This window comes from Microbacterium sp. 70-16 (assembly GCF_001898315.1).
GTDB lineage: Bacteria > Actinomycetota > Actinomycetes > Actinomycetales > Microbacteriaceae > Microbacterium.
Genome location: NZ_MKTQ01000010.1, coordinates 134,358 through 157,998, shown reverse-complemented (window position 1 = coordinate 157,998; position 23,641 = coordinate 134,358). Strand labels below are relative to the sequence as shown.

Below are 23,641 nucleotides of genomic sequence, written 5' to 3'. Positions count from 1 at the left end.
CGCGCCACCGCCGCCCGCGCCGAAGGAGCGACATCGCACATGGCCCTGCAGTACACCGACCTGACCCTGGAGGAACTGCGCGCCTACGCGCCCGAACTGCCCGAGCCCGACGGTCTCGATGAGTTCTGGGATGCCACGCTCAGCGCCGCGCGCCAGGCCGGCGGCGAAGCCGAGCTGACGCCGGCGGGCGGGCCGATCCGCACGGTCATCGTCGAAGACCTCACCTTCCCCGGGTTCGCCGGCGATCCTGTGCGCGGCTGGGTGCTGCGCCCCGCAGACGGGCGGCCGGCACCGGCCGTCGTGGAGTTCATCGGCTACGGCGGCGGCCGCGGGATCCCGGGCGAGCGCCTGGGCTGGTCGGCGGCCGGCTACGTCCACGTCATCATGGACACGCGCGGCCAGGGCAGCAGCTGGAGCCTCGGCGCCACCGCCGACCCGCACGGCAGCGGCCCGGCCGTGCCGGGGTTCATGACCCGCGGCATCCTCGACCCGGCGACGTACTACTACCGGCGCGTGTACACCGACGCGGTGCGCCTCATCGATGCCGTCGCCGAGATGCCGTTCGTCGACGCGGCGCGCATCGCCGTCACCGGCGGCAGCCAGGGCGGCGGCATCGCGCTGGCCGCAGCCGCGCTGTCTGACCAGGTCGCGGCGGCCATGCCGGACGTCCCGTTCCTGTGCGACTTCCCGCGTGCGATCCGGCGCAGCCCCGAGGCGCCGTTCACCGAGATCGCGCGCTTCTTGTCGTCGCACCGTGATGAGGTGGATGCCGTGCACCGCACGCTGTCCTACTTCGACGGCGCGGTGCTCGCGCGCCGCATCACCGCTCCCGCGTACCTGTCGGTCGCCCTGATGGACGAGATCGTGCTGCCGTCGACGGTCTTCGCCGCGTACAACGCGCTCGGCTCGGCGGACCGGTCGATCGAGGTGTACGAGTTCAACGGCCACGAGGGCGGCAGCATCCGCCAGTGGGTGCGGCAGACGGAGTGGCTCGCCGAGCGGTTCTGACCCGGCGGTTCACGCTCGGCGCGTGCTGACCTGGCGGTACTGCTCTGGCGGTCCTGACCGGGTTTTCCCGGCGCGACGGCGCTCGCACGGGGCATCCCGCCCCGTAGCGTCGGCGACGGTGGACCCCTTCTACGACCCGTCGCGCAGCTACGACGACAACGACGCGGACGGCCCCTTCGGCGCGTTCGCGGCACCGCCGACCGCGCCGGCAGACGGCGACCGCAGCGCACCGCGCCACCGCTTCCTCGGGCTGCCCGTGCGCGAGCCGTTCGGGATCCCCGCCGGGCCGCTGGTGAACGCGCGCTTCTGCGCCGCCGCGTTCGCGCACGGATTCGACCTGTGCGTCTACAAGACGGTGCGCACGCGCGCGCACCCCGCGCACCCGCTGCCCAACATCGTGCCCGTGCACGTCGACGGTGATCTGACGCTCGAAGCGGCGCGGCATCCCGTGCGCGCGGGCGGAGCGTTCGCCCACCCGCTGTCGATCAGCAACTCGTTCGGTGTGCCCTCGCGCGACCCCGACCGGTGGCAGCCTGACATGGCCGCCGCGGTGCGCGCGGCGGGCCCGGGCCAGGTGCTGATCGGGGCGTTCCAGGCCACTCGCGGAGCGGGCGATCTCGTCGCCGACCACGTCCGCGCGGCGCGTCTGGTCGCCGAGACGGGCGCGCCCGTGCTCGAGCTCAACCTGTCGTGCCCGAATGAAGGGGCATCCGATCTGCTGTGCTTCGATGCGGAGCTCGTCCGACGCATCGTCTTCGCGATCACGGATGCCGTGGACCTGCCCCTGCTCATCAAGATCGCGCACTTCGCCGAGGACGCCGCGCTGCGACGGCTCGTCGCGATGACCGGGCGGCTCGTCGCGGGCTACGCCGCGATCAACACGATCCCCGCGACGCTCGTCGATGACGCGGGCCGGCCGGCGCTGCCCGGTCGCACGACCAGCGGAGTGTGCGGGGCGGGCATCCGCTGGGCCGGGCTCGACATGACGCGGCGCCTCACGCGCCTGCGCGACGAGCTGAGTCTCGACTACGCCATCGTCGGAGTGGGCGGCGTCGCGAGCGCGGACGACTACCGCGCGTACCGCGATGCGGGGGCGGATGCCGTGATGAGCGCGACCGGGGCGATGTGGAACCCCGGCCTCGCGGCCGAAGTGCGGGCGGGCGCGGCGGGCTCTGCCGGGTCTGCGGGGTGACGCCCCCGGTCAGACGATCGCGCGCTCGTGCACGGCCGAAGTGAGGTTCGTCCCGTTGACGTCGAGGTAGAGCTGCCCCTCGGTCACCGACAGGGTGACGGTGTTGCGGCGCTCGATCGCGGCGGCTGCGGCATCGATGAAGCCCGGGTCGAAGCTGCGCAGGACGATTCGCTCGGCGTCGTGGATCTTCTTGCCCGCCCACTGCGGCAGCAGTCGCGCGGGGTCACGGTGCGTGTAGATGACGACACGGCCGGTGAGCTTGCTGCCGTAGTGCAGTCGCTCGGCATCCGGCGCCCCGACCTCGATCCAGGCGGTCTGTCGGCCCGTCGCGTCGCGGATCAGCACGGCCGGCTCGTTCGTGGCCGCGATGCCCTCGCTGAACGCGATGCCCGCGGCGTACTCGAGGCAGTACGCGAGCAGCCGCGTCATCATGAACGCGGGCGTCTCAGACGGATGCTGCGCCAACCGCAGCGTGAGGTCGTCGTACACGCCGCGGTCGAGATCCGCGAGCTGCACGTCGAAGGTGTGCATCACCACGCCGATCGCCATGCCTCGAGCCTACGCGGCCGCGCACGTGGCGCCTGCCGCCTTCGGCCCGCCCGCCGCCGGACCTGGTGGCGGGCCCGGCGCGTTCGACCCGACGCTTCGGCGAGGCCCGGTGAGTAGGCTCGAGGGATGACCCTCCCCGAGCAGCCCGCGCGACCGCGCGGCAGCTACGCCAAGGGAGTCGCGCGGCGGCAAGAGATCCTCGACCGCGCGATCGAGGTCTTCGCCCAGCGCGGCGGCACCCGCACGAGCCTGCGCGCGATCGCGCAAGAGGTCGGCGTCACCCACGCGGCGCTCACGCACTACTTCGGCTCGCTCGAAGAGCTGCTCGTCGCGGTCTACGACGAGTCCAGCCGCCGCCCGGGCGACAACGAGTACACACCGGGCGAGGTGACCCCCGCCGAGATGATGCGCCGCTCGGCCGAAGAGAACCGCGCGATCCCCGGCATGGTGCAGCTCTATTCGACGCTCAACGCGACGGCCATCGACGGCAACCACCCCGCCGCGCAGGCGTACGTGACCGAGCGGTTCGCCGACCTGCGCGCGCGCCTGGCCGCGCAGGTGCGCGAGCAGCAGGCATCCGGCACCCTGCGCGCCGACGTCGATGCCGACCTCGCTGCCGCCCTGGTCATCGCGGCATCCGACGGCCTGCAGATCCAGTGGCTGCTCGACCCCGAGGTCGATCACGCGGCGGCGCTGCGGCTGCTCGACCGCCTGCTGTCCACGCCCGAGTCCTGAACCCGCTGGCCCAGGCAGGCGGATGCCCGGCACCCAACCGTCAGGCGAACCGCACGACCTGCTGCAGTCGCGCCGTCAGACGAACCGCACGACCTGCTGCAGTCGCGTGCGGATGTCGAACAGCTCGTTGCCGCCGATGTCGCGCGCGCCCGTGATCCCACGGCGCAGCACGGTCGCCAGCGCCGAGCGCGCGACGACCGCAACGGGCAGGCCGCACACCTTGCCGATCTCGTCGATCGCCGTGGCGACATCGTCGTCGGGCAGCACGACGATCACACCGCTGAACTTCACGCGCGCCGCGCGCGCGATCGCGCGGGCACCGGCCACGACGTCGGCGATCGGCGAACCCGTGACGCCATCGCCGATCAGCTCGCCGCGGCGCAGCCGCACGGGGCCGCCGAAGTCTTCGCTCAACAGCGCGTAGAGCCCGCTCGGCCCCAGCACGATGTGATCCACCTTGAGCTCGGGGTCGCGCGGATCGGCCGCGACGTCGTGCCACACGGTGTACCCCATGCCCAGCTCGCCGACGATGCGCGCGGTCGCCTCTTCGGCGAGCGCGTCGGCGAGCATCCGTTTGAGCTCGCGCGGTGCGCCGCGCACGAGCGCGGGGTCGTAAGGATCGGGCAACTCCGTCCCCCGCCCCGCCCACTCGCGGATCAGCGTCAGATAGCGCTCGCGCCGCCAACCCCCGGGCTGTCCGAACGAGCGGGCGCGCGGCCGCGTGTCGGCGGGGCGGCGCGGCGGACGCCACCCGCCGCCACCGTCGCCGTCTGCTGACGGCGCGTACGAGGGAGCCTCGTCGCCGAAGCCGTGCCCGCGGTCGTACGCGGTGCGCGCGGCGGCGGTGCCGACAAGCTCCCAGGCGCGCTGCACCTGCACGAACAGCGCGGCATCACCACCCGTGTCGGGGTGGGTCTGGCGCAAGCGCAGGCGGTACGCCTTGCGGAGGTCGTCGTCGGAGGCATCCGGCGTCGACCCCAGCACCTCATAGGCCGACGCCGACAGCGGCGAATCGAACACCGATCAGCTCCACAGCGGGGTCGGCGGAACCCACGCGAGCGCCTCGGCGGCGATGCCGGGCGCGACAGCGTCGAGCGTCGCCGGCTGCCAGGCCGGAGTGCGGTCCTTGTCGACGAGCTGGGCGCGGATGCCCTCGACAAGGTCAGGCTGCGTGTGCGCGAACCACAGGACGAGTCCGTACTCCTGCGCGAGTGCGGCGCGCAGGTCGGGCAGCGCGCGCGCCGCGCGCACGGCCGCGAGGGTCACGGTCAGCCCCGTCGGCGCGAGCTGCTCGAGCGTGTCGGCCGTCGCGGATGCCTCCGGCTCGGGCCGCGCGCGCAGCCGCGCGATGATGTCCGGCACGGTGTCGGCCGCGAACGCGTCGTCGATCCACGGGCGCGCGGCCTCGAGGGCGGACGGCCCGGGGGTCTCGTCGAACAGCAGCACGAGCTCGGCGGGCGTGCCCGGGTCGGCGCGCGTGCGCAGCGCGTCGCGCAGGTCGTCGAGGCGCTCGCTGGGGACGAGCGCGTCGGCGAAGCCGGCGTAGAGGGCGTCCGCGGCATCCATCGTGGCGCCGGTGAGCGCGAGGTACTCGCCCGTGCGGCCGGGAGCGTGCGCGAGCAGCCACGACCCGCCGACGTCGGGCGTGAAGCCGATGCGGGTCTCGGGCATCGCGAGACGCGAGCGCTCGGTGACGATGCGCACCGACGCGTGACCGGCCAGGCCGATGCCCCCGCCCATCGTGACCCCGTCGGCAAGCGCGACGATCGGCTTCGGGTACTCGGAGATCAGGGCGTTCAACGCGTACTCGGCGCGGAAGAACGCGCTCGTCTCGCCCGGCCGGCCCTCGACGATCTGCGCGCGCAGGCCCAGAACGTCACCACCCGCGCAGAGCCCGCGCTCGCCCGCGCCGTCGAGCAGGACGATCGCGACGTCGGGGTCGTGCGCCCAGGCATCCAGCGCCGCGGTCAGCAGCGTGATCATCTCGAGGTCGAGCGCGTTGATGGCCCGCGGCCGGTTGAGGGTCAGGTGCCCGACGCCGTCGCCGCTACGTGCCAGGACGGTCGGCGCGGCGTCCGTCGGTGCGGGGGTGGGGGTGTCAGCGGTCGCGTGCTCGGTCACCCGGCCCACGTTACCCGCGGTGGCTGGGCGGACGCCGCCGCAACAACTCAGGAAAAACCCCGCCCGCCCCGTGCGGCACCCCCGGAATCACGCGGTGCGCGCGGCCGCAACCGCGCAGATCTCCTGAGTTATTGCGGCGCAATGCGGGATACGGCGGGCCTGATCGGCCAGGATGGAGGTACCGCCACCGCCGACGAGAGGCCCACCATGCCCGAAGGACATGTCCTCGAGTTCACCGACGTGACCAAGCGCTTCGGCCCTGTCAGCGCGGTCGACGGTCTCACCGCGCGCGTCGAGCCGGGCACCGTGACGGGATTCCTCGGTCCCAACGGCGCCGGAAAGACCACGAGCCTGCGCATTCTGCTGGGGCTGGTGCGCCCCACGTCGGGCCACGCGACGATCGGCGGCAAGCGCTACGCCGAGCTCGAGCGTCCGCTGCAGACGGTCGGTGCCGCGCTCGAAGCCTCGAGCTTCCACCCCGGCCGCACCGCCGCGAACCACCTCAAGGTCTACGCCCAGGCCGCCGGGCTGCCGACCACGCGCATCGACGACGTCCTCGGCCTCGTCGGCCTCGCCGATGTCGCGGGGCGCAAGGCGGGCGGCTTCTCGATGGGCATGCGGCAGCGCCTGGGGCTGGCCTACACTCTGCTCGGCGACCCGGGCGTGCTCGTCCTCGACGAGCCGGCGAACGGACTCGACCCCGAGGGCATCAAGTGGCTGCGCGGGTTCCTGCGCGAGCTCGCCCGCGAAGGCCGCACCGTGCTCGTCTCGTCGCACATGCTCGCCGAAGTGCAGCAAACCGTCTCGTCGCTGTTGATCATCTCGCGCGGCCGCCTCGTCTATCAGGGCGACATGGCGGGACTCACCCAGCCCGACGACTACTCCACGATCATCGATGCTCCCGACCGCGGGGCACTCATGGCGGCGCTGGATGCCGCGGGCATCGCCTACACCCCGCTGCGCACGGGTTTCACGGTGCGCGACTCCAACCCGACCGAGCTCGGCGCGATCGCCGCGACCGCGGGCATCGCCCTCTCGAACCTGCAGCGCAAGGGTCCCGCGCTCGAAGAGGTCTTCCTCGACCTGGTCAACGGCACGCGCGTGCACGCGTCGGTGACGGATGCCCCGGTTGCCGAGGCCGCAGCCGAACCACCCGCACCGACCGCCGACGAACCCGCAGCCGACGACGAGGAGGCACCGCGATGAGCCTCATGAACTCCAGCCGCTCCGAGCTGACGAAGCAGTTCACCACGTCGATCTGGTGGATCCTCGCGATCGTCCTCTTCGTCTACGTCGGCATGACCGCCGGCGGCCTGGCCGCGACCTTCGGCGCGCTCGCCACGGGCGCGCTCGACTCGAGCGCCGCCAACGGGCCGGTACTGCCCGCTGAGGTGCTGCCGCCGGTGATCTACAGCCTCGCGACGGCGGTCGGCTACGTGTTCCCGCTGCTGATCGGCACACTCCTGGTGACCGGAGAGTTCCGCCACAAGACCCTCACCCCCACGTTCCTCGCGACCCCGCGCCGCGGCGTCGCACTCGCAGGCAAGATCGTCGCGGGCGTCGTGATGGGCGCGCTCTACGCGGCGATCGCGATCGTCGCCGCCGTCGGACCGGGCGCGGGACTGCTCGCCGCGTTCGGCGTCGACGCGCAGTTCGGCCAGAGCGACACGTGGGCGCTGATCGGACGCATGGCGCTCGCGTTCGTCCTGTGGGCGCTCATCGGCATCGGCATCGGCACGCTCGTGCGCAACCAGATCGCCGCCGTCGTCGGCGTGCTCGCCTTCACGCAGTTCGTCGAGCCGATCCTGCGCGCCGTCGGCGCGTTCGTCGACGGCGTCTCGGGAGTCACGGAGTACCTGCCCGGAGCCGCATCCGACGCCCTCGTCGGTGCGAGCATCTTCACGAGCATCGGCACCGATGCCGACCTGGGGCTGGGCTGGTGGGCCGGCGGGCTGCTGCTGCTCGGTTACGCCGCCGTGTTCCTGCTGCTCGGCTGGCTGTTCAGCTGGCGCCGCGACGTCAGCTGACGCCCGCCGACTCTCGCGCAGCGGGCCAACGCCCGCACAGCGGGCCCGCGCACATCCCCTCGACGCCGCGGACCCCTCAGGCGGTCGCCGGTTTCGGCGCGCGCGCCGGCCGCCGCTTCGGCGTCGAGGGCTTCGACGCCGGTGCGGCCGCACCCGTGGCATCCGCCGTCTCTTCGCCCGCCGCGGCGACGATGTCGGTCACGGCTGTCGGTGCGTCGTCGGCCTCGAGGCGCAGCGCCTGCACGAGGGCGACGCCGTGGCTGGTGGTCAGCACGAGTCGCGCGAACTCGCACGTCTCGTCGAGGTCGACGACGACGGCCGGATGCCTGCGGCGCACGACCACGAAGTCCGCGCCTCCTGCCGAGCGCCAGGTGCCCATCGCGACGGTGCCGCGCAGCAGCGTGCCGGGGCTCGGCACTCCGCGCAGCCACGTCCACGCGTCGTCGGTGAGCTGGACTTTTCGGATGCCGCTGCGTTCGATGCGCACCGAGTCGGAGCGGCGCGAGAGCGTCCGCTCGATCGGAGACAGCACGATCTCCAGCTGCGTCGAGTCGAGCAGCAGAGTCACCATGCGATTCAGTCTGCCAGCGTCAGGGTGTGCGAATGCTCACAGAGCCGCAACGATCCGGTCTCAGAGCGCGAATTCGTCGGACGCGTGCGGCAGCGGGAACAGCTGCACGGCGGCGATCACACCGTCGACCGTCTGCTCGCGTGCCACGGCACTGACGCCGAGGCCGAGCTTGCGGGCATCCTTTGCCGTGCGTGGTCCGATCGCGGCGATGACGGTGGATGCCGGGATCTCGGGGAACTGCAGGCGCACCTGCTCGGCGACCGAGCCGCTCGTGACGAGGATCGCGTTGATGCGCCCCGACTCGACGTCGTGCGCGATGCGCTCGGTGACGGGCACGCCGACCGTGCGGTAGGCGACGACGCTGCGCACGTCGTGCCCGGCTTCGGAGAGCCGGCGGGTGAGCACGGGCTTGGCGATCTCGCTGCGCAGCGTCAGGATGCGCCGTGGCTCGGGTTCGAGGTCGATCAGCTGCGCGGCCATGCCGGCAGCGGAATTGTCCTCGTCGGGCACGAGATCGACGCGGTAGCCGACGGCGCTCAGCGCTGCCGCCGTGGTCTCACCGACGGCCGCGACGCGCGTCGTCGCGGGGATCTGCGCGCGATACGCGTACAGCACGTCCACGGTCGTCGCACTCGTCAGGGTGACCCAGTCGAACGCCCCCGCGGCGAGGTCGGCGAGCGCGGCCTCGAGCGTGTCCTGGTCGGTCGACGGCGCAAAGTTGATCAGCGGTGCGATCACGGGGACGGCGCCTTGCGCCCGCAGGGTCGCGGCGACCGAGTCGCCCCACGGACCGCCGCGCGGCACGAGCACACGCCACCCCTTGAGGGGCTTGGCTGCCGTGGCAGGCTGCAGGTCTGGATTCATGCTCGACTCTCGTGATGCTCCATCGGACACACACAGTCGCGCATCCGACCTTGTCGGGCCCGGGCTGTGTCACTGCTGTGTTCGGGTCGCAGGGCCGGCAGTATCCGCGTCATCGCCACTGCCTTGGTACATGAGCATACCCCCGGCCGCGCGGGACGGCACGGCCCGCAGACCGCGCCAGTATTACGACCTCGTCTCGTTCCGGACGAGATCGGATGCCTCAGCGCGTGTACAGCCGGACGAGACCCCAGACGGTCACGCCGATCGCGACGGCGGCGCCGACCGCGGCCGCGGCGGCTGCGGTGGGGTTGCGCCGTGCGAAGCTGCGCGCCGTGGTCACCGCGTCGTCGGTGGCCCGAGCGACGCGCTTGGGGACGTTCGACTTCTCCTCGATCGCGGCCAGCGCGGCCTTCAGTTCGGCGCGCGCCTTCTCGACCGGATCGGTGATCCCCAGCGACACGGCGGTGCGGGGGACGGGAAGCTCAATACTCATCTGCGATGTCCTTCACGATGCGGGCATCCACGGCGATCGACTGCACGGGATTCTGCTGCCGCGTGAGTTTCCGGAAACGCTGGATGCCGAGGAATGCCGCGACTGCGGCGATCACGAGGAGGACGATCACGACGATCAGCGCCGACAACCACGCCGGCATCCACGATGCCAGTCCGATGATCGTGAACGCGCCCAGCGCCGGAATCGTCCAGAACAGGACGAACAGCGCGACGAGGAACCACACCCCGCCCATGCCCGCCTGCTTGCCGGCGGTCGTGACCCACTTCTTGGCGGAGTCGACCTCGGCGACGACGAGGTTGCGCACCAGCTCGGGGACCTCGCCGAGCAGCGTCAGCAGGCTGTCGTCGGCGCGGTCGCGGAATCCGCGAGGGGTCGTCATCTCAGTCGTCCACAGCCTTCTTGGCGGCGTCGATCGTGGCGTCGAGCTTCTGCCCGGGAGTGCCGCTCTTCGTCGCGGCCTTGGTCACCTTCACGGCGCCGTCCCACAGCGCCGTCGGCACGGCGAGGGCGGCGGACTTGCCGAGCTCCTTGGCCTTGTCAACCTGCTTCTGCACGGGAGCGGTGTTCCACACCTTCAGGAAGCCGGTCCGGATCTGCTCGTAGCGCTCGCGCCCCGCGCGTGCGCCCAGGACGTACCCCGCGGCGAGTCCCACGACGATGCCGATCTTGCCTCTCATGGAGCTCCTCACGGTCGAACCGGGTGGTGGTGTGAATCCAGGGTAACGCTGTATTCCGTTTCCGGCATCCACTCCCCTTGCTCGCGGGTACGCCGCGCGCCACCCCGCTCAGCTCGGGGTCGAAGGGTCGCTCGGTCCCCACAGCACGCTGCTGCGCAGCCGGTCGACCTCTGCCGTGGCATCCGTCACGACCCGCGCGAGCCCGCTGCCCGCGATCCATGCACCGACGACGGCGAGGCCCGGCCGGGCGGCGACCGCGGCGCGCACGTCGGCGACGCGCTGCGCGTGGCCGAGCGCGGATGCCGGTTCGGTGACCGCGACGCGCCGATGCGCCACGGCACGCGGGTCAGGTAGCGGGATGCCGAGGAGTTCCGAGGCTCCGGCACGGGCAGCGGCCGTGACCGACTCGGGATCGGCACCGGCCGTAGCCTCGAGCGTGACGCGCAGGACGTGGCGGCCGGGGCCGGCGGCCTCGGCGAGCCAGGCCGCCTCAGCCGTGGGCTGGGCGACGGCGACGACGCGGGGCGTGCCGGTGCCGGGCGCGGCGGCGGCTGCGCCCGTGGTGGGCACGGGGTAGACCGCGCGGCCGCGGGGCGCGGCATCCAGCTGCGGCGCGTCGACGACGAGCGTGACGACATCGCGCTCGGTCACCCGGCCGGGCGCGGTGGCGACGGCGACACTGCGCAGCAGGGCGGATGCCGGCGAGGCATCCGTCGCGACGATCACGATGTCGGCGTGGAGTTCTGGCGCGGCATCCGCACCGGCATCCATCAGCGCAGACTCGCCGGCGTCGGGCTCGTCGGCGGCAGGCTCAAGCTCGACAGCCCACTCGTCTGCACTCCGGGCGAGGCCGATCACGCGGACGCCGGTGCGCAGCTCGGCGCCGAGGTCGGTCAGGCGCGCGACGAGTGCGTCGACGAGCTGGCCCATGCCACGGCGCAGAGTCGCGCGGGTGGGTGCCGCGTCCGACTCGGGCAGCAGCTGCGCGACGGCGCCGGCGAGCGACCCGGCGCGAGTGAGCGCCGCACTCAGACCCGGGGCCGCGACGTCGACATCGACCTCATCGGGACCGATGCCGTACAGCCCGCGCGTCACCGGAGCGACGAGCCGGTCGACGACGCGGTCGCCCATGCGCGTGCGGACGAGGTTGCCGAGACTGCGCTCGTGTCCGATCGTGAGCGGCGGGCGCAGCCGGTCGAGGTAGGCGCGCCACACGCCGCTCCACCCGATGATGCGGCGCACGTCGTCAGCCCACGTGTTCGCGGGGATGCCGAGCACAGTGTCCGCCGGCAGCGGCGCGGCCGCGCCTCCGGCGAGCGGCGCGATCCACACCGGCCGCGGGCGCAGGGGTTCGACGGCGGCGCTGAGGTGGAGCTCGTCGAGCAGGGCCGCCAGGGCCGGGGAGCCGAGGGCGAAGGCATCCGCCACGACGTCGACCGGCAGGTCGTCGAGCGTGAGCGTCTCCACACACCCGCCGAGTTGCTCGGCGGCATCGAGCACCGTGACGTTGGCGCCGATCTTCGCCCACTCGAGGGCTGCGACGAGCCCCGCGATGCCCCCGCCGACCACGACGACGCGCGTGCGGCTCGCGCGCAGGAAGGCATCGGGCGAACCGGAGTCGGGCGCGGTGTCCTGCGGCATCCTCCCATCCTCGCACCCGCGGGGTGTGCGCGACGGCGCGGGGTGCGGGGCGTTCATCCGTCCCAAGTTGTCGCTCCACGCGCCCACGGGCGACCCTTCGGGACGGATGAACGCGCGCTCGCGCCACGAGGCATCCCCCGCTTGCGCCCACCACTGGGAGTGCGACGATGGATGCCATGGCCCTGCACATCACCGGAGACACCGCCGCCGACGACCTGCTGACCGACAGCCCGCTCGCACTGCTGGTCGGCATGCTGCTCGACCAGCAGATCGCGATGGAGACGGCGTTCACCGGTCCGCTGAAGATCGAGCAGCGCACGGGGTCGCTGGATGCCGCGACGCTCGCCGGCTACGACCCCGAAGCCCTGACCGCGGTGTTCAAGGAGACCCCCGCGGTGCATCGCTACCCGGGATCGATGGCCGGCCGCGTGCAGTCGCTGTGCCAGGCGCTCGTCGATGAATGGGGCGGCGACGCTTCCGCGCTGTGGACCCGCGACGACCCCGACGGCGCTACGGTGCTGAAGCGCCTGAAGGCGCTGCCGGGCTTCGGCGAGCAGAAGGCGAAGATCTTCCTGGCGCTGCTGGGCAAGCAGTACGGCTTCACAGGAGCGGGCTGGCGCGAGGCATCCGCCCCGTACGGCGACGAGGGGTCGTTCCGCTCCGTCGCCGACATCGTCTCTCCGGAATCGCTCGCGAAGGTCCGCGAGCACAAGAAGGCGATGAAGGCTGCCGCGAAGGGCGCCTGATGGACACCACAGGTGTCTCGGTCGCGGCATTCGTCGCGGGTGTCGCGCCGGCGAAGCGGCGCCGCGACGCCGACACGCTCATCGCCCTGATGCGCGACATCTCGGGCCGCGAACCCGAGATGTGGACGTCCGGGATCATCGGGTTCGGGCGCTGCCATTACCGCTACTCGACGGGAACCGAGGGCGACATGCCGCTGCTCGCCTTCGCCCCGCGCAAGCCCGCATCGACCGTCTACCTCGACGAGATCGCGGCGCACACGGATGCGCTGGCGGCCCTCGGCCCGCACACCTCGAGCGTCTCGTGCCTCTACCTCAAGGACCTCGAGCTCGTGGATATGGGCGTGCTTCGGGGCATCCTGCAGTCTTGCTTCGACGCGACCATCGCGGGTGGTCCTCCCGGCGCGGAGATCACCATCACGGGTTGAGCACCAACCATGTCCCAAAAAGTGCTGGTCACCGGGTGCGAAACCAGCGTTTATTGGGACATGGTCTGCAGTAAGTGGGACATGGATGCCCGGGCGACAGGCGCCCCGCCGTCAGCTCACGCGCCGCGCAGGTGCTCGCCCAGGTACGCGACGAGGCCGTCGAGCGGGATGCGCTCCTGCGCCATGGTGTCGCGGTCACGCACGGTCACGGCGTCGTCGTCGAGCGAGTCGAAGTCGACCGTGACGCAGAACGGCGTGCCGATCTCGTCCTGGCGGCGGTAGCGGCGACCGATCGCGCCGGCGTCGTCGAAGTCGATGTTCCAGCCCTGCGCGCGCAGCGTGTCGGCGACCTGACGCGCGAGCGGCGACAGGTTCTCGTTGCGCGACAGCGGCAGCACCGCGACCTTGACCGGCGCGAGGCGCGGATCGAGCTTGAGCACCGTGCGGGTGTCGGTGCCGCCCTTGGCGTTGGGCACCTCCTCCTCACGGTAGCTGTCGACGAGGAACGCCATCATCGAGCGCGTCAGACCGAACGAGGGCTCGATGACATACGGCACGTACTTCTCGCCGGATGCCTGGTCGAAGTAGGTCAGCGACTGACCGGATGCCTCGATGTGCGACGACAGGTCGAAGTCGGTGCGGTTGGCGACGCCCATGAGCTCGCCCCACTCCTTGCCCGGGAAGCCGAAGCGGTACTCGAAGTCGATCGTGCCGGCCGAGTAGTGCGCGCGCTCGTCTTCGGGAACGTCGAACTGGCGCATGTTCTCGGGGTCGATGCCGAGGTCGAGGAACCAGTCCCAGCACGCGGCGACCCAGTGCTCGAACCACTCCTGTGCTTCGGCGGGCGGCGTGAAGAACTCGATCTCCATCTGCTCGAACTCGCGCGTACGGAAGATGAAGTTACCCGGCGTGATCTCGTTGCGGAACGCCTTGCCGACCTGGCCGATGCCGAACGGCGGCTTCTTGCGGCTCGCGGTGAGCACGTTCGCGAAGTTCACGAAGATGCCCTGCGCCGTCTCGGGGCGCAGGAAGTGCAGGCCGCTCTCGTCGTCGACGACGCCGAGGTAGGTCTTCACGAGGCCCGAGAACGACTTCGGCTCGGTGTACTGGCCCTTCGTGCCGCAGTTCGGGCACGGGATGTCGGCGAGGCCGTTCTCAGCCTTGCGGCCCTTGCGCGCCTCGAAGTCCTCGATGAGGTTGTCGGCTCGGAATCGCTTGTGGCACTGCAGGCACTCGACGAGCGGGTCGGTGAAGGTCGCGACGTGACCGGATGCCTCCCACACGCGCTTGGGCAGGATCACCGACGAGTCGAGGCCCACCATGTCGCCGCGACCGCGCACGAAGGTCTGCCACCACTGCCGACGGATGTTCTCCTTGAGCTCGGTGCCGAGGGGGCCGTAGTCCCACGCGGAACGCGACCCACCGTAGATCTCGCCGGCCTGGAAGACGAACCCACGGTGACGGGCGAGGGCGATGACTTTGTCGAGACGAGACTGCTCGGCCACAGGTGGCTCCAAATGGTCGTGAACGCGCGATGTGCGCAGAAAAGAGAAGACGGATGCCGCGCGCGGCGGCATCCGTCAAGTCTAGTCGTCGGTCAGCTGACGAACTTGATGGTCATTGGGTAGGTGTACCACTGGCCCTGGTTGGCCTTGATCGCGGCGATGATCGAGAAAATGAGCGTCACGATCGAGATCGCGATCGTCAGCAGCACGCCGACGAAGACGAGCCAGAGGATGCCCGCCACGATCTGCGCGATGAGCATCGTGATCTGGAAGTTGAGTGCCGTCGCGGTGTGCGCGCGCACGAATGGTCCGCGGTCCTTCAGCACGAGGTAGCCGATGAGGGCGGGCACGAAGGAGAAGAAGATGCCGCCGACGTGGACGAGAGTGGCCCACAGCTTCTCGTCGGAAGGGTTGAGCGGCTGCGCGGCGGGGACTCCGTCCTGCGGCGAGTACGGCGGCTGGTTGGGGGGAGGCGTCGTCATGACTTCAGCCTAGGGGTCGCGGCCGCCTCGCCGCAGGGGGTTTTCCAGAGATTCGGGCGCGGATTCCCCCGCGCGAGGGAAGCGGCCGCAGGCATCCACCCGATACGGTCGAAGGACATCGACGTATGGAAAGTGAGTCGCCCTCTTGGACATCTTCGCCGCCGGAAGCGCCCTGGTGATCATCGCGATCGCCGCCGTCGCCGCCATCATCCTGCTCGTGTTCATCCTGATCATGGTGCGGGCCTGGTACAAGGTCGCCAAGGCCGACCAGGCGCTCGTCGTCGTCGGCAAGAGCCAGAAGGGCGCCGATGGCGCCTCGTCGCGCATCTCGGTCATCACCGGCGGCGGTGCGCTCGTGAACCCGCTGACCCAGCGCGCCGAGATGATCTCGCTGCGCGCACGGCAGATCAAGATGGAGCCGACGGCACAGGCATCCAACGGTGTCACGGTCAACGTGTCGGGAGTCGCGCTCGTGAAGATCGGGTCGGACCCCGAGTTCGTACGCCGCGCCGCGGAGCGTTTCCTCAGCCAGGACGGCGCGATCGAGCAGTTCACCACCGAACAACTCGAGGGTGCCCTGCGCGGCGTCGTCGCGACGCTGACCGTCGAGCAGCTCATGAAGGACCGCCAGAAGCTGAGCGACCAGATCGCCGAGGGCATCAAGAGCGACCTGCTCGCGCAGGGGCTGATCCTGGACTCGTTCCAGATCCAGGGCATCACCGACAAGAACGGCTACGTCGACGCGCTCGGCGCGACCGAGGTCGAGCGCGTGCGCCGCGAGGCCGACGTGGCCCGCATCAACGCGGCACGTGAGGTGCGGGCCCGCCAGATCGCCACCGACGAGCAGAACCTCGTCGAGCAGACGGCGTTCGACAAGAACGCCGCCGCCGCACAGGCCGAGGTCGGTCGAGCCCGCGCCGAAGCAGAGCAGGCCGAGGCCCTCGCCCGCGCCGAGCGCGAGCAGGCGGTTCTGGTCCAGGGCGCCGAGAACAAGCAGGCGCAGCTCGACGCCGACATCAAGAAGGTCGCCGACGCCGACCTGTACCAGCGTCAGCGTGCCGCAGATGCCGCGGCCTACGCCGAGATCAAGGCCGCCGAGGCGCGCGCCGAGATCGCCGCGCAGGAAGCCGAGGCGACGCGCCTGCGCGCACAGGCCGAGGCCGACGCCGTGCGCCTCGTGGGTGAGGCCCGGGCATCCGCGATCGAGGCCGAGGCTGAGGCCCTGTCGCACAACCAAGAGGCACTGCTCGCGCAGCGCGCGCTCGAGGCCCTCGTGCCGATGATGACGGAGTTCGCCCGCGGCTTCGACAAGGTGGGTTCGATCACGGTGCTGGGCGGCGAAGGGGCATCCAGCCACATCGCGGCCGAGTCGGCGTCGAGCCTGCGCGCGAGCTTCGACGCGATCGAGGCCGCGACCGGAATCGACCTGCGTCAGGTGATCCAGGGTCAGGCCACCGGGCGCGGCATCGCACAGGGCCTGGCCGAAGACGCTGCCCCCGCGCGCCGCGCGCGGGCGGCTGCCCTCGCGGCCGAGACCGACGCTCCGGCGGCCGCCGCTCCGGCCGAGGCCGCGACCGCTGAAGCCGCGCCGGCCGAGTAGGGCGTCACGCTCGCGGCGTCGCGACCCCCGGGTTCGCGACCCGGGGGTCGCGACCGACCACGGCGCATAACTCAGGCAGAATCGCCCGAAAACGCCCCGGCGGGCGCCCGGGAGGCCGATCTGCCTGAGTTATGCGTCGGCTCGCGCCGTCACCGGCGCAGCAGCGTCAGCCTTGCGCCATCACCGGCGCAGCAGCACGCGCTCGACCGTCGCGTCGTCGAGGGCGACGGGGTCGATCTCTACCCCGATCCCGGCCCCGGTCGGCACGCGCACGTGGCCGTCGTCGAGCACGATCGGCTCGGCCACGATGTCGCGCGTGTAGAAGCGGCCCGACGCCGAGACGTCGCCCGGCAGCGTGAACCCCGGCAGCGCGGCGAGCGCGGCGTTGGCCGCGCGGCCGATGCCGGTCTCGAGCATTCCGCCGCACCACACCGGCGTGCCCGCCGCGCGGCAGCGGTCGTGGATCCGCACCGCCTCGAGGTAGCCGCCCACGCGCCCCGCTTTGATGTTGATGACGGATGCCGCGCGCAGCGCGAGCGCGTCGGCGGCGGCCTTGTCCGAGACGATCGACTCGTCGAGGCACACGGGCGTGCGCAGGCGCGCCGCGAGCGTCGCATGGTCGACGATGTCGTCTTCCTGCAGCGGCTGCTCGATCAGCAGCAGGTCGAACCGGTCGAGCTCAGCAAGGATGTCAGCGTCGGCGAGCGTGTAGGCCGAGTTGGCGTCGACCTGCAGCGGGATCGCTCCGAAGGCATCCCGCACCGCCGCCGTGTCGGCGATGTCGCGGCCGGGCTTGATCTTGATCTTGATGCGCACGTAGCCCTCGTCGAGGTAGCCGCCGACGGTCTCGACCAGGGCCTCGGGCGAGCGCTGGATGCCGACGCTCACCCCGCTCGGCACGCGATCGACCGTTGCGCCGAGGTACTCCCCCAGCGGCCGTCCCTCGGCACGGAGGGCGGCGTCGAGCACCGCGAGCTCGAGCCCCGCCTTGACCATCCGATGTCCGATGAACGGCTCGAGGAGGCCGGCGACCTGCTCGGGGGCGAACGTCCCGGCATCCAGCAGCGCCGGCACGAGGTAGCGCTGCGCGACGTCCCACGCGCCCTGCGTGTACTCGCTCGAGTACAGCGGCGCCTGCTGCGTGACGATCTCACCCCAGCCGTCGCCGCCAGCGGTCTGCGCCCGCACGACGATGACCTCGCGCACCGTTTCGGTGCCGAACGACGTCGTGAACGGCGAGACGAGCGGCAGGTGCAGCACCCGCAATTCGACGGCTTCGAGGGCGATGGGGGCGGCGGGTCGGGCGATCGGCATGCGGTCAGGCTACGCCCGGCCGGCGGTCGCCCGGCGACTCAGCGCCCCGCGGGCCAGCGCCCCGCGCACGGCGCCCAGGGCCCAGCGCCCAGCACCCGGCGCCCAAAAGCCGGCTGTATTGTGCGTTGGGCACCGCCCGGGCGCCCCAGGCGACAAGTGAGCCTGCTTTTCGACCGCCCGACCGAACGGCGCCGCCCACCGGAGCCCGGCGCCGCCGCCCGCGGCCCGGCGCCACGCGCCGCCGCCCGCCCGCGGGTCAGTCGTCGACGGCGGTGACCGTGACGTCGATGTTGCCGCGCGTCGCGTTCGAGTACGGGCACACCTGGTGGGCGGCGTCGGCGAGCTGCTGCGCGACGACGGGGTCGACCTCGGGGATGTTGACCTCGAGTTGCACCGACAGGCCGAACCCGCCCTGGCCGTTCGGGCCGAGGTTCACGCGCGAGCCGACGCTGGATCCGTCGATCGCGACCTTCTGGGCGCGCGCGACCGACTGCAGGGCGCTGTGGAAGCAGGCCGCGTAGCCGGCGGCGAACAGCAGCTCCGGGTTCGGGGCGCCACCCGCACCGCCCAGCTCCTTCGGCACGCGCACGTCGGTGTCGAGGATGCCGTCGGTCGTGCGCACGTGGCCGTTGCGGCCACCGCCGGTTGCGAGGGCTTCGGCCGTGTAGAGGATGTCCATGGGTTTCCTTTCGTGGAGGTCTGTTCAGCCGGCAGTGCGGAGCTCGCCGGCAAGGGTGCGCATGCTCTCAGTGATGGCCGCGAGCTGGCGAACGAGCGCGCCGAGGTCGCCGCCCTGCTGGAAGGCGGGCACGAGGCATCCGACCGCGTCCATGACGTCGGCGTGGGTCGCGCGGCCCGCGTCGGTCAGCGAGACGCGCACGACGCGCTCGTCGGCGTCGTCACGCTGGCGCTGCACGAGCCCGCGGGTCTCGAGGCGGCGCAGCATCGGCGAGAGCGTGCCCGAGTCGAGGCCCAGGTCGTCGCCGAGCGACGACACTGTGCGCTCCCCCGTCGCGAGCACGACGAGCGCGAGGTACTGCGGGTAGGTGAGCTTCCACGGGCGCAGCACTTCGCGGTATGCCTGCGTGGTCGCGTGCGACGCGGTGTACATCGCGAAGCAGACGAAGTCGTCGAGCGGCGTGGTCATGCACTAATAATTGCACGCAATTGAATTGTGCACAACGTATCTCAGCCAGCAGGGAGACTCACCCCGAGCGGCCTCTCAGAACACCCGCGGGTCGGGATCGTCCGCACGCGGCGGCCGCAGCCGGGCGGGCAACGGCCACGGCAGCTCGAACCGCTCCATCGGCCGGTTGATGTCGCCGTAGTCGTCGGTCTTCACGACGATCCGCGCCGGCGTGACCTCGACCAGGCGCACGCGCAGCGGGCGCTGGCCCTCGCGCTCGAGCATCCACGGTTCGGCGAGAAACCCCAGGCCGCGGCCTTCGAGTGCGGCCTCGGCCGCCAACCAGTCGACGGATGCCACGACCTCACGCCCCAGCACATCGACGGCGCTCCAGGTGTCGCCGGCCGGGTGGATCCATCCGACGGCCTCACCGTCGTCGCGCCTGTGCACCGTCCAGTCGGGCGGCACGCCCTGAGCCCCGCTCTCCGCGTTCACAATTCAGTCAATCCGACGCGCGCGCGGGCGGAAACGGCGGGAATCGGGCCATCCGCGACTGCAGAGACTGAATTACGAACACGCGACGCGCCCAACACCGCAAGCACCGACCGCGCCCGCACTCACACCGCCCGCACGAACAGGTAGCCGCGCTCGTCGAACCCGCCGACGCGGAAGCCGTCGGCGAGCAGTCCGCCGAACGCGTCGCGCACGCGGTAGCGCCAGTCCAGGGCCTCGGCCGGATCTTCGCGGCGTAGCGCCTCGATGTCGTGCGGCACGGCGACGGCTGTGACGACGTCTTCTTCGCGTGGGGCGGATGCCGGTGCCGCGAGCGCCCACGACACCATGAGCCGGTCGGACTCGTCGCCGCGATTGACGCCGTCATCCATCGCCCCGTACTGGTCGACGAGGTACTCGGTCACGCGCGCGCCGAGCGTGCGCAGGTTGAAGTGCGCGTTGCGCGCGACGAGCGGGTCGAACGTCCAGGTGATGTGCCCCACCGACCGCGCGAACGCCCACTGCCGCTGGTGCTCCTTCAGCAGCCGGCCGAGACCCTGCGAGCGATAGCCGTCGAGGATCCCGGTGATGTGCGAGTGCATCGACCGTTCGGCAGGAGCGGCGAAGAAAGCGACGGATGCCCCGATCATCCGGTCGCCGTCGTAGAGGCCGACGGCGTAGTTGCCCGAGTGCGCGAGCGCGCGCAGCAGGTTCGGTGGCATCCCGGTGCGGTCGCCGCCCCACACCTCACCGAGCACCGCGGACGCCCCGAACACCTGCTCGACCGTGTCGAGCACGCGGATCTCGATTCCAGCCGGCACGGCGAGGTCGTCGATTTCGAACATGGCATCACGGTACTCCCGCGCCGCCCCGACCACCTCTGGCAACCGGTAGCCTTACTGCGATGCATTCAGATGAGGACGATCGACGGCGCCTGACCCGGATGCCTCGGCAGGGCGCGATCGTCGCGGTTCTCGCGGTCGCGGGACTGGCATCCTCGTTCATGTTCACGCTCGTCGTGCCGATCCAGGCGAAGCTGCCCGAACTGCTGGGCGCGAGCCGCGAAGACACCGCGTGGGTCGTGACCGCGACGCTGCTGGCGGCGGCCGTCATGACGCCGATCGCCGGGCGCCTCGGCGACATGTACGGCAAGCGCCGCATCGTGCTGGTGCTCGTCGCGACCCTCATCGTCGGGTCGGTCATCGCCGCGCTGTCGACGGGCCTGGTCTGGCTCGTCGTCGGACGCGCCCTGCAGGGCGCCGTGACGGGCGTGATCCCGCTCGGCATCTCGATCCTGCGCGACGTGCTGCACGAAGATCGCGTCGACTCCGCGATCGCCCTGATCAGTGCCACGCTCGGCGTCGGCGGCGCGCTGGGCCTGCCCATCAGTGCTCTCGCGACCGAGTACGCCGACTGGCACACCCTGTTCTGGATGGCCGCCGCGCTCGGCGTCATCGTGTTCGTCCTCGTGCTGTGGATCGTTCCCGTCAGCGTCCTGCGCACGGCGGGGCGCTTCGACTATGCGGGCGCGGCCGGGCTCGCGATCGGTCTCACGGGCATCCTGCTCGCGATCTCGCGCGGCGATCAGTGGGGATGGCTGTCTGCCCCGGTGCTCGCGTGCGGGCTCGGCGGCGCGGGCATCCTGCTGGTGTGGGGCTGGTACGAGCTGCGCGTCGCCGAGCCGCTGCTCGACCTGCGTGTCGCGGCGCGCCGGCCCGTGCTGCTGACGAACCTCGCCTCGATCGCGATGGGCTTCTCGCTGTTCTCTTCGAACGTGTCGTACCCGCAGCTGCTCGAGCTGCCGCCGCCCGCGGGCTTCGGGCTGACGCTGCTGGCCGCGAGCCTCGTGATCATGCCGTCGGGCCTCGTGATGATGGTGCTCTCGCCGTACTCGGGCCGTCTCGCGGGCACCGTCGGGCCGCGCCGCCTGCTCGTGCTCGGCGCGATCGCGCTCATCGCCGCGTACGGGTTCAGCCTCGTGCTCGCGAGCGAGGTGTGGCACATCCTGGTCGCGAACGTGCTGATCGGCGTCGGCATCGGGTTCGGCTACGCGGCCATGCCGATGCTCATCATGCGGTCGGTGCCGCAGAGCGAGACGGGCGCCTCGAACGGCCTGAACGCCCTGTTCCGCTCGCTCGGCACGAGCGCTGCCGCCGCTGTCGTGGCCGCCGTGCTGGCGAGCATGTCGACCGTGCAAGGCGGCGTGCAGGTGCCGACCGCGGCCGCTTTCCAGGCGACGTTCGCCCTGGGCATCGGCGCGGCCGTGATCGCCCTCGTGATGGCGGCGTTCATCCCGGCGGGCCGCGACCCGCGCGAGACGCATCCTTCACTCCCGGAGTGACGTCGCGCGGTCCAGGTGGCGCGCACGACCAGCTCAGCTCTCGCGAGCTATGCCGCAGCGCCACCTGCACGGCGCGGGGTCGCCTGCGCTAGCGTGACCAGCATGAGCGACGCGCGCGACGACGCCACCACCGCGACCACCGCCAGCGACCACGACACCCGCTTCTTCGGGCAGCCGTGGGCCCTCGCCCACGTGTTCGGCGTCGAGATGTGGGAGCGGTTCAGCTTCTACGGCATGCAGGGCATCCTGCTCATCTACATGTACTACTCCGCCGCGCAGGGCGGGCTCGGCATCGACGAGGGCGTCGCGACCGGCATCGTCGGCGCGTATGGCGGGGCGGTGTACCTGTCGACGATCCTCGGCGCGTGGATCGCCGACCGCATCCTCGGATCAGAGCGCGTGCTCTTCCTCAGCGCGTGGGTCATCATGGCGGGCCACCTCGCGCTCGCGCTGGTGCCCGGGGTTCTGGGGCTCGGCACCGGTCTCGTCCTGATCGCCGTCGGATCGGGCGGGCTCAAGGCCAACGCGACGTCGGTCGTCGGCACCCTGTACAGCCCAGAAGACGTGCGACGGGATGCCGGTTTCTCACTCTTCTACCTCGGCATCAACCTCGGCGCGTTCTTCGGCCCCATCCTCACCGGCCTCATGCAGTCGACCCTCGGCTTCCACTGGGGCTTCGGGCTGGCCGCCGTGGGCATGGCCGCGGGACTGTTGCAGTACTCGTTCGGGCGCAAGTCCCTGCCCGCCGCCGCCCGCTCCGTACCGAACCCTCTGCCGCGCAGCCGGTTCCCGCTGCTGTGGGCGGTCGCTGCGGCAGGCATCCTGCTCATCGTCATCGGTGTGCTGACGGGGATCATCCGCGCCGACAACCTCGCCACGATCGTCATCGTCGTCACGGTGCTCGCGGCGATCGCCTACTTCGCGGTCATCCTCTCGTCGCGTCACATCGACGCGGTCGAGCGGTCGCGCGTGTTCGGGTTCATCCCACTGTTCGTCGTGAGTGTCGGGTTCTGGTCGCTGTTCCAGCAGCAGTTCACGGTGCTGACGATCTACTCCGACAAGCAGCTGGACCGCACCCTGTTCGGGTGGGAGATGCCCGTCTCGTGGGTGCAGTCGATCAACCCGATCTTCATCATCGTGTTCTCGGGCGTCTTCGCGGCGCTGTGGACCAAGCTCGGCAAGCGCCAGCCGTCGACGCCGGTGAAGTTCGGACTGGCGGCGATCGCGATGGGTGCGTCGTTCCTGCTGTTCCTGCCGTGGGCGAACGGCGGCGCGAACTCGACGCCGCTGATGGCGATCGTGCTGATCCTGTTCGGCTTCACGATCGCCGAGCTGCTGCTGTCGCCCGTGGGGCTGTCGGTCGCGACGAAGCTCGCACCGCACCGGTTCATGACGCAGATGGTCGCGCTGTTCTTCCTGTCGGTCGCGCTCGGCACGGCGATCGCCGGCTGGCTCGCGCAGTTCTACGACCCCGACGACCAGGTGCCCTACTTCACGACGATCGGCGGGGTCGCGATCGTGATGGGCGTCGCGCTGCTGCTCGCGGTGCGGCCCGTGCTGAAGCTGATGCGCGGCGTGCGGTAGGGGGCATCCGCCGCCTGCTCACTTACACAACTGCAAGGGATCGTGCGCGACACGCCGCCGGCCGCGCGCGCTGCCCGGCGTGTCGCCCGCACGGCCTTGCAGTTGGGTACGGGCGGCCGGTGAGTGG

Annotated in this window: 26 protein-coding genes; 10 read left to right on the top strand and 16 right to left on the bottom strand. The window is 71.4% G+C overall.

Translation table 11 applies throughout. The annotated features are described in order from the left end of the window. Nucleotides 1-45 precede the first annotated feature (45 nt). Both BGO46_RS03630 and BGO46_RS03625 read left to right on the top strand, forming a co-directional pair. Nucleotides 46-1,008 (top strand): acetylxylan esterase, encoded by a 963-nt coding sequence (locus BGO46_RS03630; RefSeq protein ID WP_292673552.1) that lies wholly within the window; start codon nt 46-48, stop codon nt 1,006-1,008. A gap of 118 nt (nt 1,009-1,126) precedes the next feature. Then, the gene (locus BGO46_RS03625; RefSeq protein WP_292673224.1) at nt 1,127-2,200 is read left to right on the top strand and encodes a hypothetical protein; all 1,074 of its coding nucleotides are present in this window, start codon (nt 1,127-1,129) and stop codon (nt 2,198-2,200) included. A gap of 9 nt (nt 2,201-2,209) precedes the next feature. Here the strand turns inward: BGO46_RS03625 and BGO46_RS03620 are convergent, their stop codons facing one another. Continuing rightward, the gene (locus BGO46_RS03620) at nt 2,210-2,749 is read right to left on the bottom strand and encodes a YaeQ family protein (protein ID WP_292673227.1); all 540 of its coding nucleotides are present in this window, start codon (nt 2,747-2,749) and stop codon (nt 2,210-2,212) included. Nucleotides 2,750-2,875: 126 nt separating this feature from the next. Here BGO46_RS03620 and BGO46_RS03615 point away from each other — a divergent pair, with 126 nt between their 5' ends. Continuing rightward, nucleotides 2,876-3,484 (top strand): TetR/AcrR family transcriptional regulator, encoded by a 609-nt coding sequence (locus BGO46_RS03615; RefSeq protein WP_292673230.1) that lies wholly within the window; start codon nt 2,876-2,878, stop codon nt 3,482-3,484. 75 nt (nt 3,485-3,559) lie between these two features. Here the strand turns inward: BGO46_RS03615 and BGO46_RS03610 are convergent, their stop codons facing one another. Both BGO46_RS03610 and BGO46_RS03605 read right to left on the bottom strand, forming a co-directional pair. Further along, on the bottom strand, nt 3,560-4,504 hold the full coding sequence (locus BGO46_RS03610; protein ID WP_292673233.1) for a DnaJ domain-containing protein: 945 nt from the start codon (nt 4,502-4,504) through the stop codon (nt 3,560-3,562). Nucleotides 4,505-4,507: 3 nt separating this feature from the next. Beyond that, on the bottom strand, nt 4,508-5,605 hold the full coding sequence (locus tag BGO46_RS03605) for an enoyl-CoA hydratase/isomerase family protein (RefSeq protein WP_292673236.1): 1,098 nt from the start codon (nt 5,603-5,605) through the stop codon (nt 4,508-4,510). Between the two features lie 207 nt (nt 5,606-5,812). Here BGO46_RS03605 and BGO46_RS03600 point away from each other — a divergent pair, with 207 nt between their 5' ends. Then, nucleotides 5,813-6,811, top strand: a complete 999-nt coding sequence (locus tag BGO46_RS03600) for an ATP-binding cassette domain-containing protein (RefSeq protein WP_292673241.1) — start codon at nt 5,813-5,815, stop codon at nt 6,809-6,811. Beyond that, on the top strand, nt 6,808-7,632 hold the full coding sequence (locus BGO46_RS03595) for an ABC transporter permease (protein WP_292673243.1): 825 nt from the start codon (nt 6,808-6,810) through the stop codon (nt 7,630-7,632). Before BGO46_RS03600 ends, BGO46_RS03595 begins: the two co-directional genes overlap by 4 nt. Nucleotides 7,633-7,708: 76 nt before the next feature. Here the strand turns inward: BGO46_RS03595 and BGO46_RS03590 are convergent, their stop codons facing one another. The 6 genes from BGO46_RS03590 to BGO46_RS03565 form a co-directional block, all read right to left on the bottom strand. Further along, nucleotides 7,709-8,203: a hypothetical protein gene (locus BGO46_RS03590; RefSeq protein ID WP_292673246.1), complete on the bottom strand. Its 495-nt coding sequence runs from the start codon at nt 8,201-8,203 to the stop codon at nt 7,709-7,711. A gap of 60 nt (nt 8,204-8,263) precedes the next feature. Further along, nucleotides 8,264-9,067 (bottom strand): uroporphyrinogen-III synthase, encoded by an 804-nt coding sequence (locus BGO46_RS03585; RefSeq protein ID WP_292673248.1) that lies wholly within the window; start codon nt 9,065-9,067, stop codon nt 8,264-8,266. A 220-nt stretch (nt 9,068-9,287) separates the two neighbouring features. After that, complete coding sequence (locus tag BGO46_RS03580) at nt 9,288-9,560, bottom strand: hypothetical protein (protein WP_292673250.1); 273 nt, start codon at nt 9,558-9,560, stop codon at nt 9,288-9,290. Further along, on the bottom strand, nt 9,550-9,960 hold the full coding sequence (locus BGO46_RS03575; protein ID WP_292673253.1) for a phage holin family protein: 411 nt from the start codon (nt 9,958-9,960) through the stop codon (nt 9,550-9,552). The genes BGO46_RS03580 and BGO46_RS03575 overlap by 11 nt, the downstream gene beginning before the upstream one ends. A gap of 1 nt (nt 9,961) precedes the next feature. After that, nucleotides 9,962-10,258 (bottom strand): hypothetical protein, encoded by a 297-nt coding sequence (locus BGO46_RS03570; RefSeq protein WP_292673256.1) that lies wholly within the window; start codon nt 10,256-10,258, stop codon nt 9,962-9,964. 108 nt (nt 10,259-10,366) lie between these two features. Then, nucleotides 10,367-11,899 carry an FAD-dependent oxidoreductase gene (locus BGO46_RS03565; RefSeq protein WP_292673258.1) on the bottom strand — a complete coding sequence of 511 codons (1,533 nt, stop codon included), beginning with the start codon at nt 11,897-11,899 and terminating at the stop codon, nt 10,367-10,369. A gap of 176 nt (nt 11,900-12,075) precedes the next feature. Between BGO46_RS03565 and BGO46_RS03560 the strand changes: the two genes are divergently transcribed. After that, the gene (locus tag BGO46_RS03560; protein WP_292673260.1) at nt 12,076-12,645 is read left to right on the top strand and encodes an HhH-GPD-type base excision DNA repair protein; all 570 of its coding nucleotides are present in this window, start codon (nt 12,076-12,078) and stop codon (nt 12,643-12,645) included. Next, complete coding sequence (locus tag BGO46_RS03555; RefSeq protein ID WP_292673262.1) at nt 12,645-13,070, top strand: DUF1801 domain-containing protein; 426 nt, start codon at nt 12,645-12,647, stop codon at nt 13,068-13,070. Before BGO46_RS03560 ends, BGO46_RS03555 begins: the two co-directional genes overlap by 1 nt. Nucleotides 13,071-13,186: 116 nt before the next feature. Here the strand turns inward: BGO46_RS03555 and BGO46_RS03550 are convergent, their stop codons facing one another. Further along, nucleotides 13,187-14,575, bottom strand: coding sequence for a glycine--tRNA ligase (locus BGO46_RS03550; RefSeq protein ID WP_292673264.1), 1,389 nt, complete (start codon nt 14,573-14,575; stop codon nt 13,187-13,189). Between the two features lie 92 nt (nt 14,576-14,667). Beyond that, nucleotides 14,668-15,057, bottom strand: coding sequence for a DUF4870 domain-containing protein (locus tag BGO46_RS03545; RefSeq protein WP_292673266.1), 390 nt, complete (start codon nt 15,055-15,057; stop codon nt 14,668-14,670). Between the two features lie 175 nt (nt 15,058-15,232). On the opposite strand from BGO46_RS03545, the gene BGO46_RS03540 reads away from it, so the two are divergent. Next, on the top strand, nt 15,233-16,657 hold the full coding sequence (locus BGO46_RS03540; protein WP_292673555.1) for a flotillin family protein: 1,425 nt from the start codon (nt 15,233-15,235) through the stop codon (nt 16,655-16,657). 180 nt (nt 16,658-16,837) lie between these two features. Here BGO46_RS03540 and menC read toward each other — a convergent pair whose 3' ends face one another. From menC to BGO46_RS03515, 5 genes are all read right to left on the bottom strand, one after another. Further along, nucleotides 16,838-17,971, bottom strand: a complete 1,134-nt coding sequence (gene menC, locus BGO46_RS03535) for an o-succinylbenzoate synthase (RefSeq protein WP_292673269.1) — start codon at nt 17,969-17,971, stop codon at nt 16,838-16,840. A 256-nt stretch (nt 17,972-18,227) separates the two neighbouring features. After that, nucleotides 18,228-18,650 carry an organic hydroperoxide resistance protein gene (locus BGO46_RS03530; protein WP_292673271.1) on the bottom strand — a complete coding sequence of 141 codons (423 nt, stop codon included), beginning with the start codon at nt 18,648-18,650 and terminating at the stop codon, nt 18,228-18,230. Between the two features lie 24 nt (nt 18,651-18,674). Next, entirely contained in the window at nt 18,675-19,118 is a 444-nt protein-coding gene (locus tag BGO46_RS03525) for a MarR family transcriptional regulator (protein ID WP_292673274.1), read from the bottom strand. A 75-nt stretch (nt 19,119-19,193) separates the two neighbouring features. Then, on the bottom strand, nt 19,194-19,592 hold the full coding sequence (locus tag BGO46_RS03520) for a hypothetical protein (RefSeq protein WP_292673276.1): 399 nt from the start codon (nt 19,590-19,592) through the stop codon (nt 19,194-19,196). Nucleotides 19,593-19,714: 122 nt separating this feature from the next. Beyond that, a complete protein-coding gene (locus tag BGO46_RS03515; protein WP_292673278.1) occupies nt 19,715-20,434 on the bottom strand; it encodes a GNAT family N-acetyltransferase in 720 nt (239 codons plus the stop codon). A gap of 98 nt (nt 20,435-20,532) precedes the next feature. Here BGO46_RS03515 and BGO46_RS03510 point away from each other — a divergent pair, with 98 nt between their 5' ends. Continuing rightward, nucleotides 20,533-21,930, top strand: coding sequence for an MFS transporter (locus tag BGO46_RS03510; protein ID WP_292673557.1), 1,398 nt, complete (start codon nt 20,533-20,535; stop codon nt 21,928-21,930). Between the two features lie 102 nt (nt 21,931-22,032). Continuing rightward, the gene (locus BGO46_RS03505) at nt 22,033-23,514 is read left to right on the top strand and encodes a peptide MFS transporter (protein WP_292673280.1); all 1,482 of its coding nucleotides are present in this window, start codon (nt 22,033-22,035) and stop codon (nt 23,512-23,514) included. Nucleotides 23,515-23,641 lie beyond the last annotated feature (127 nt).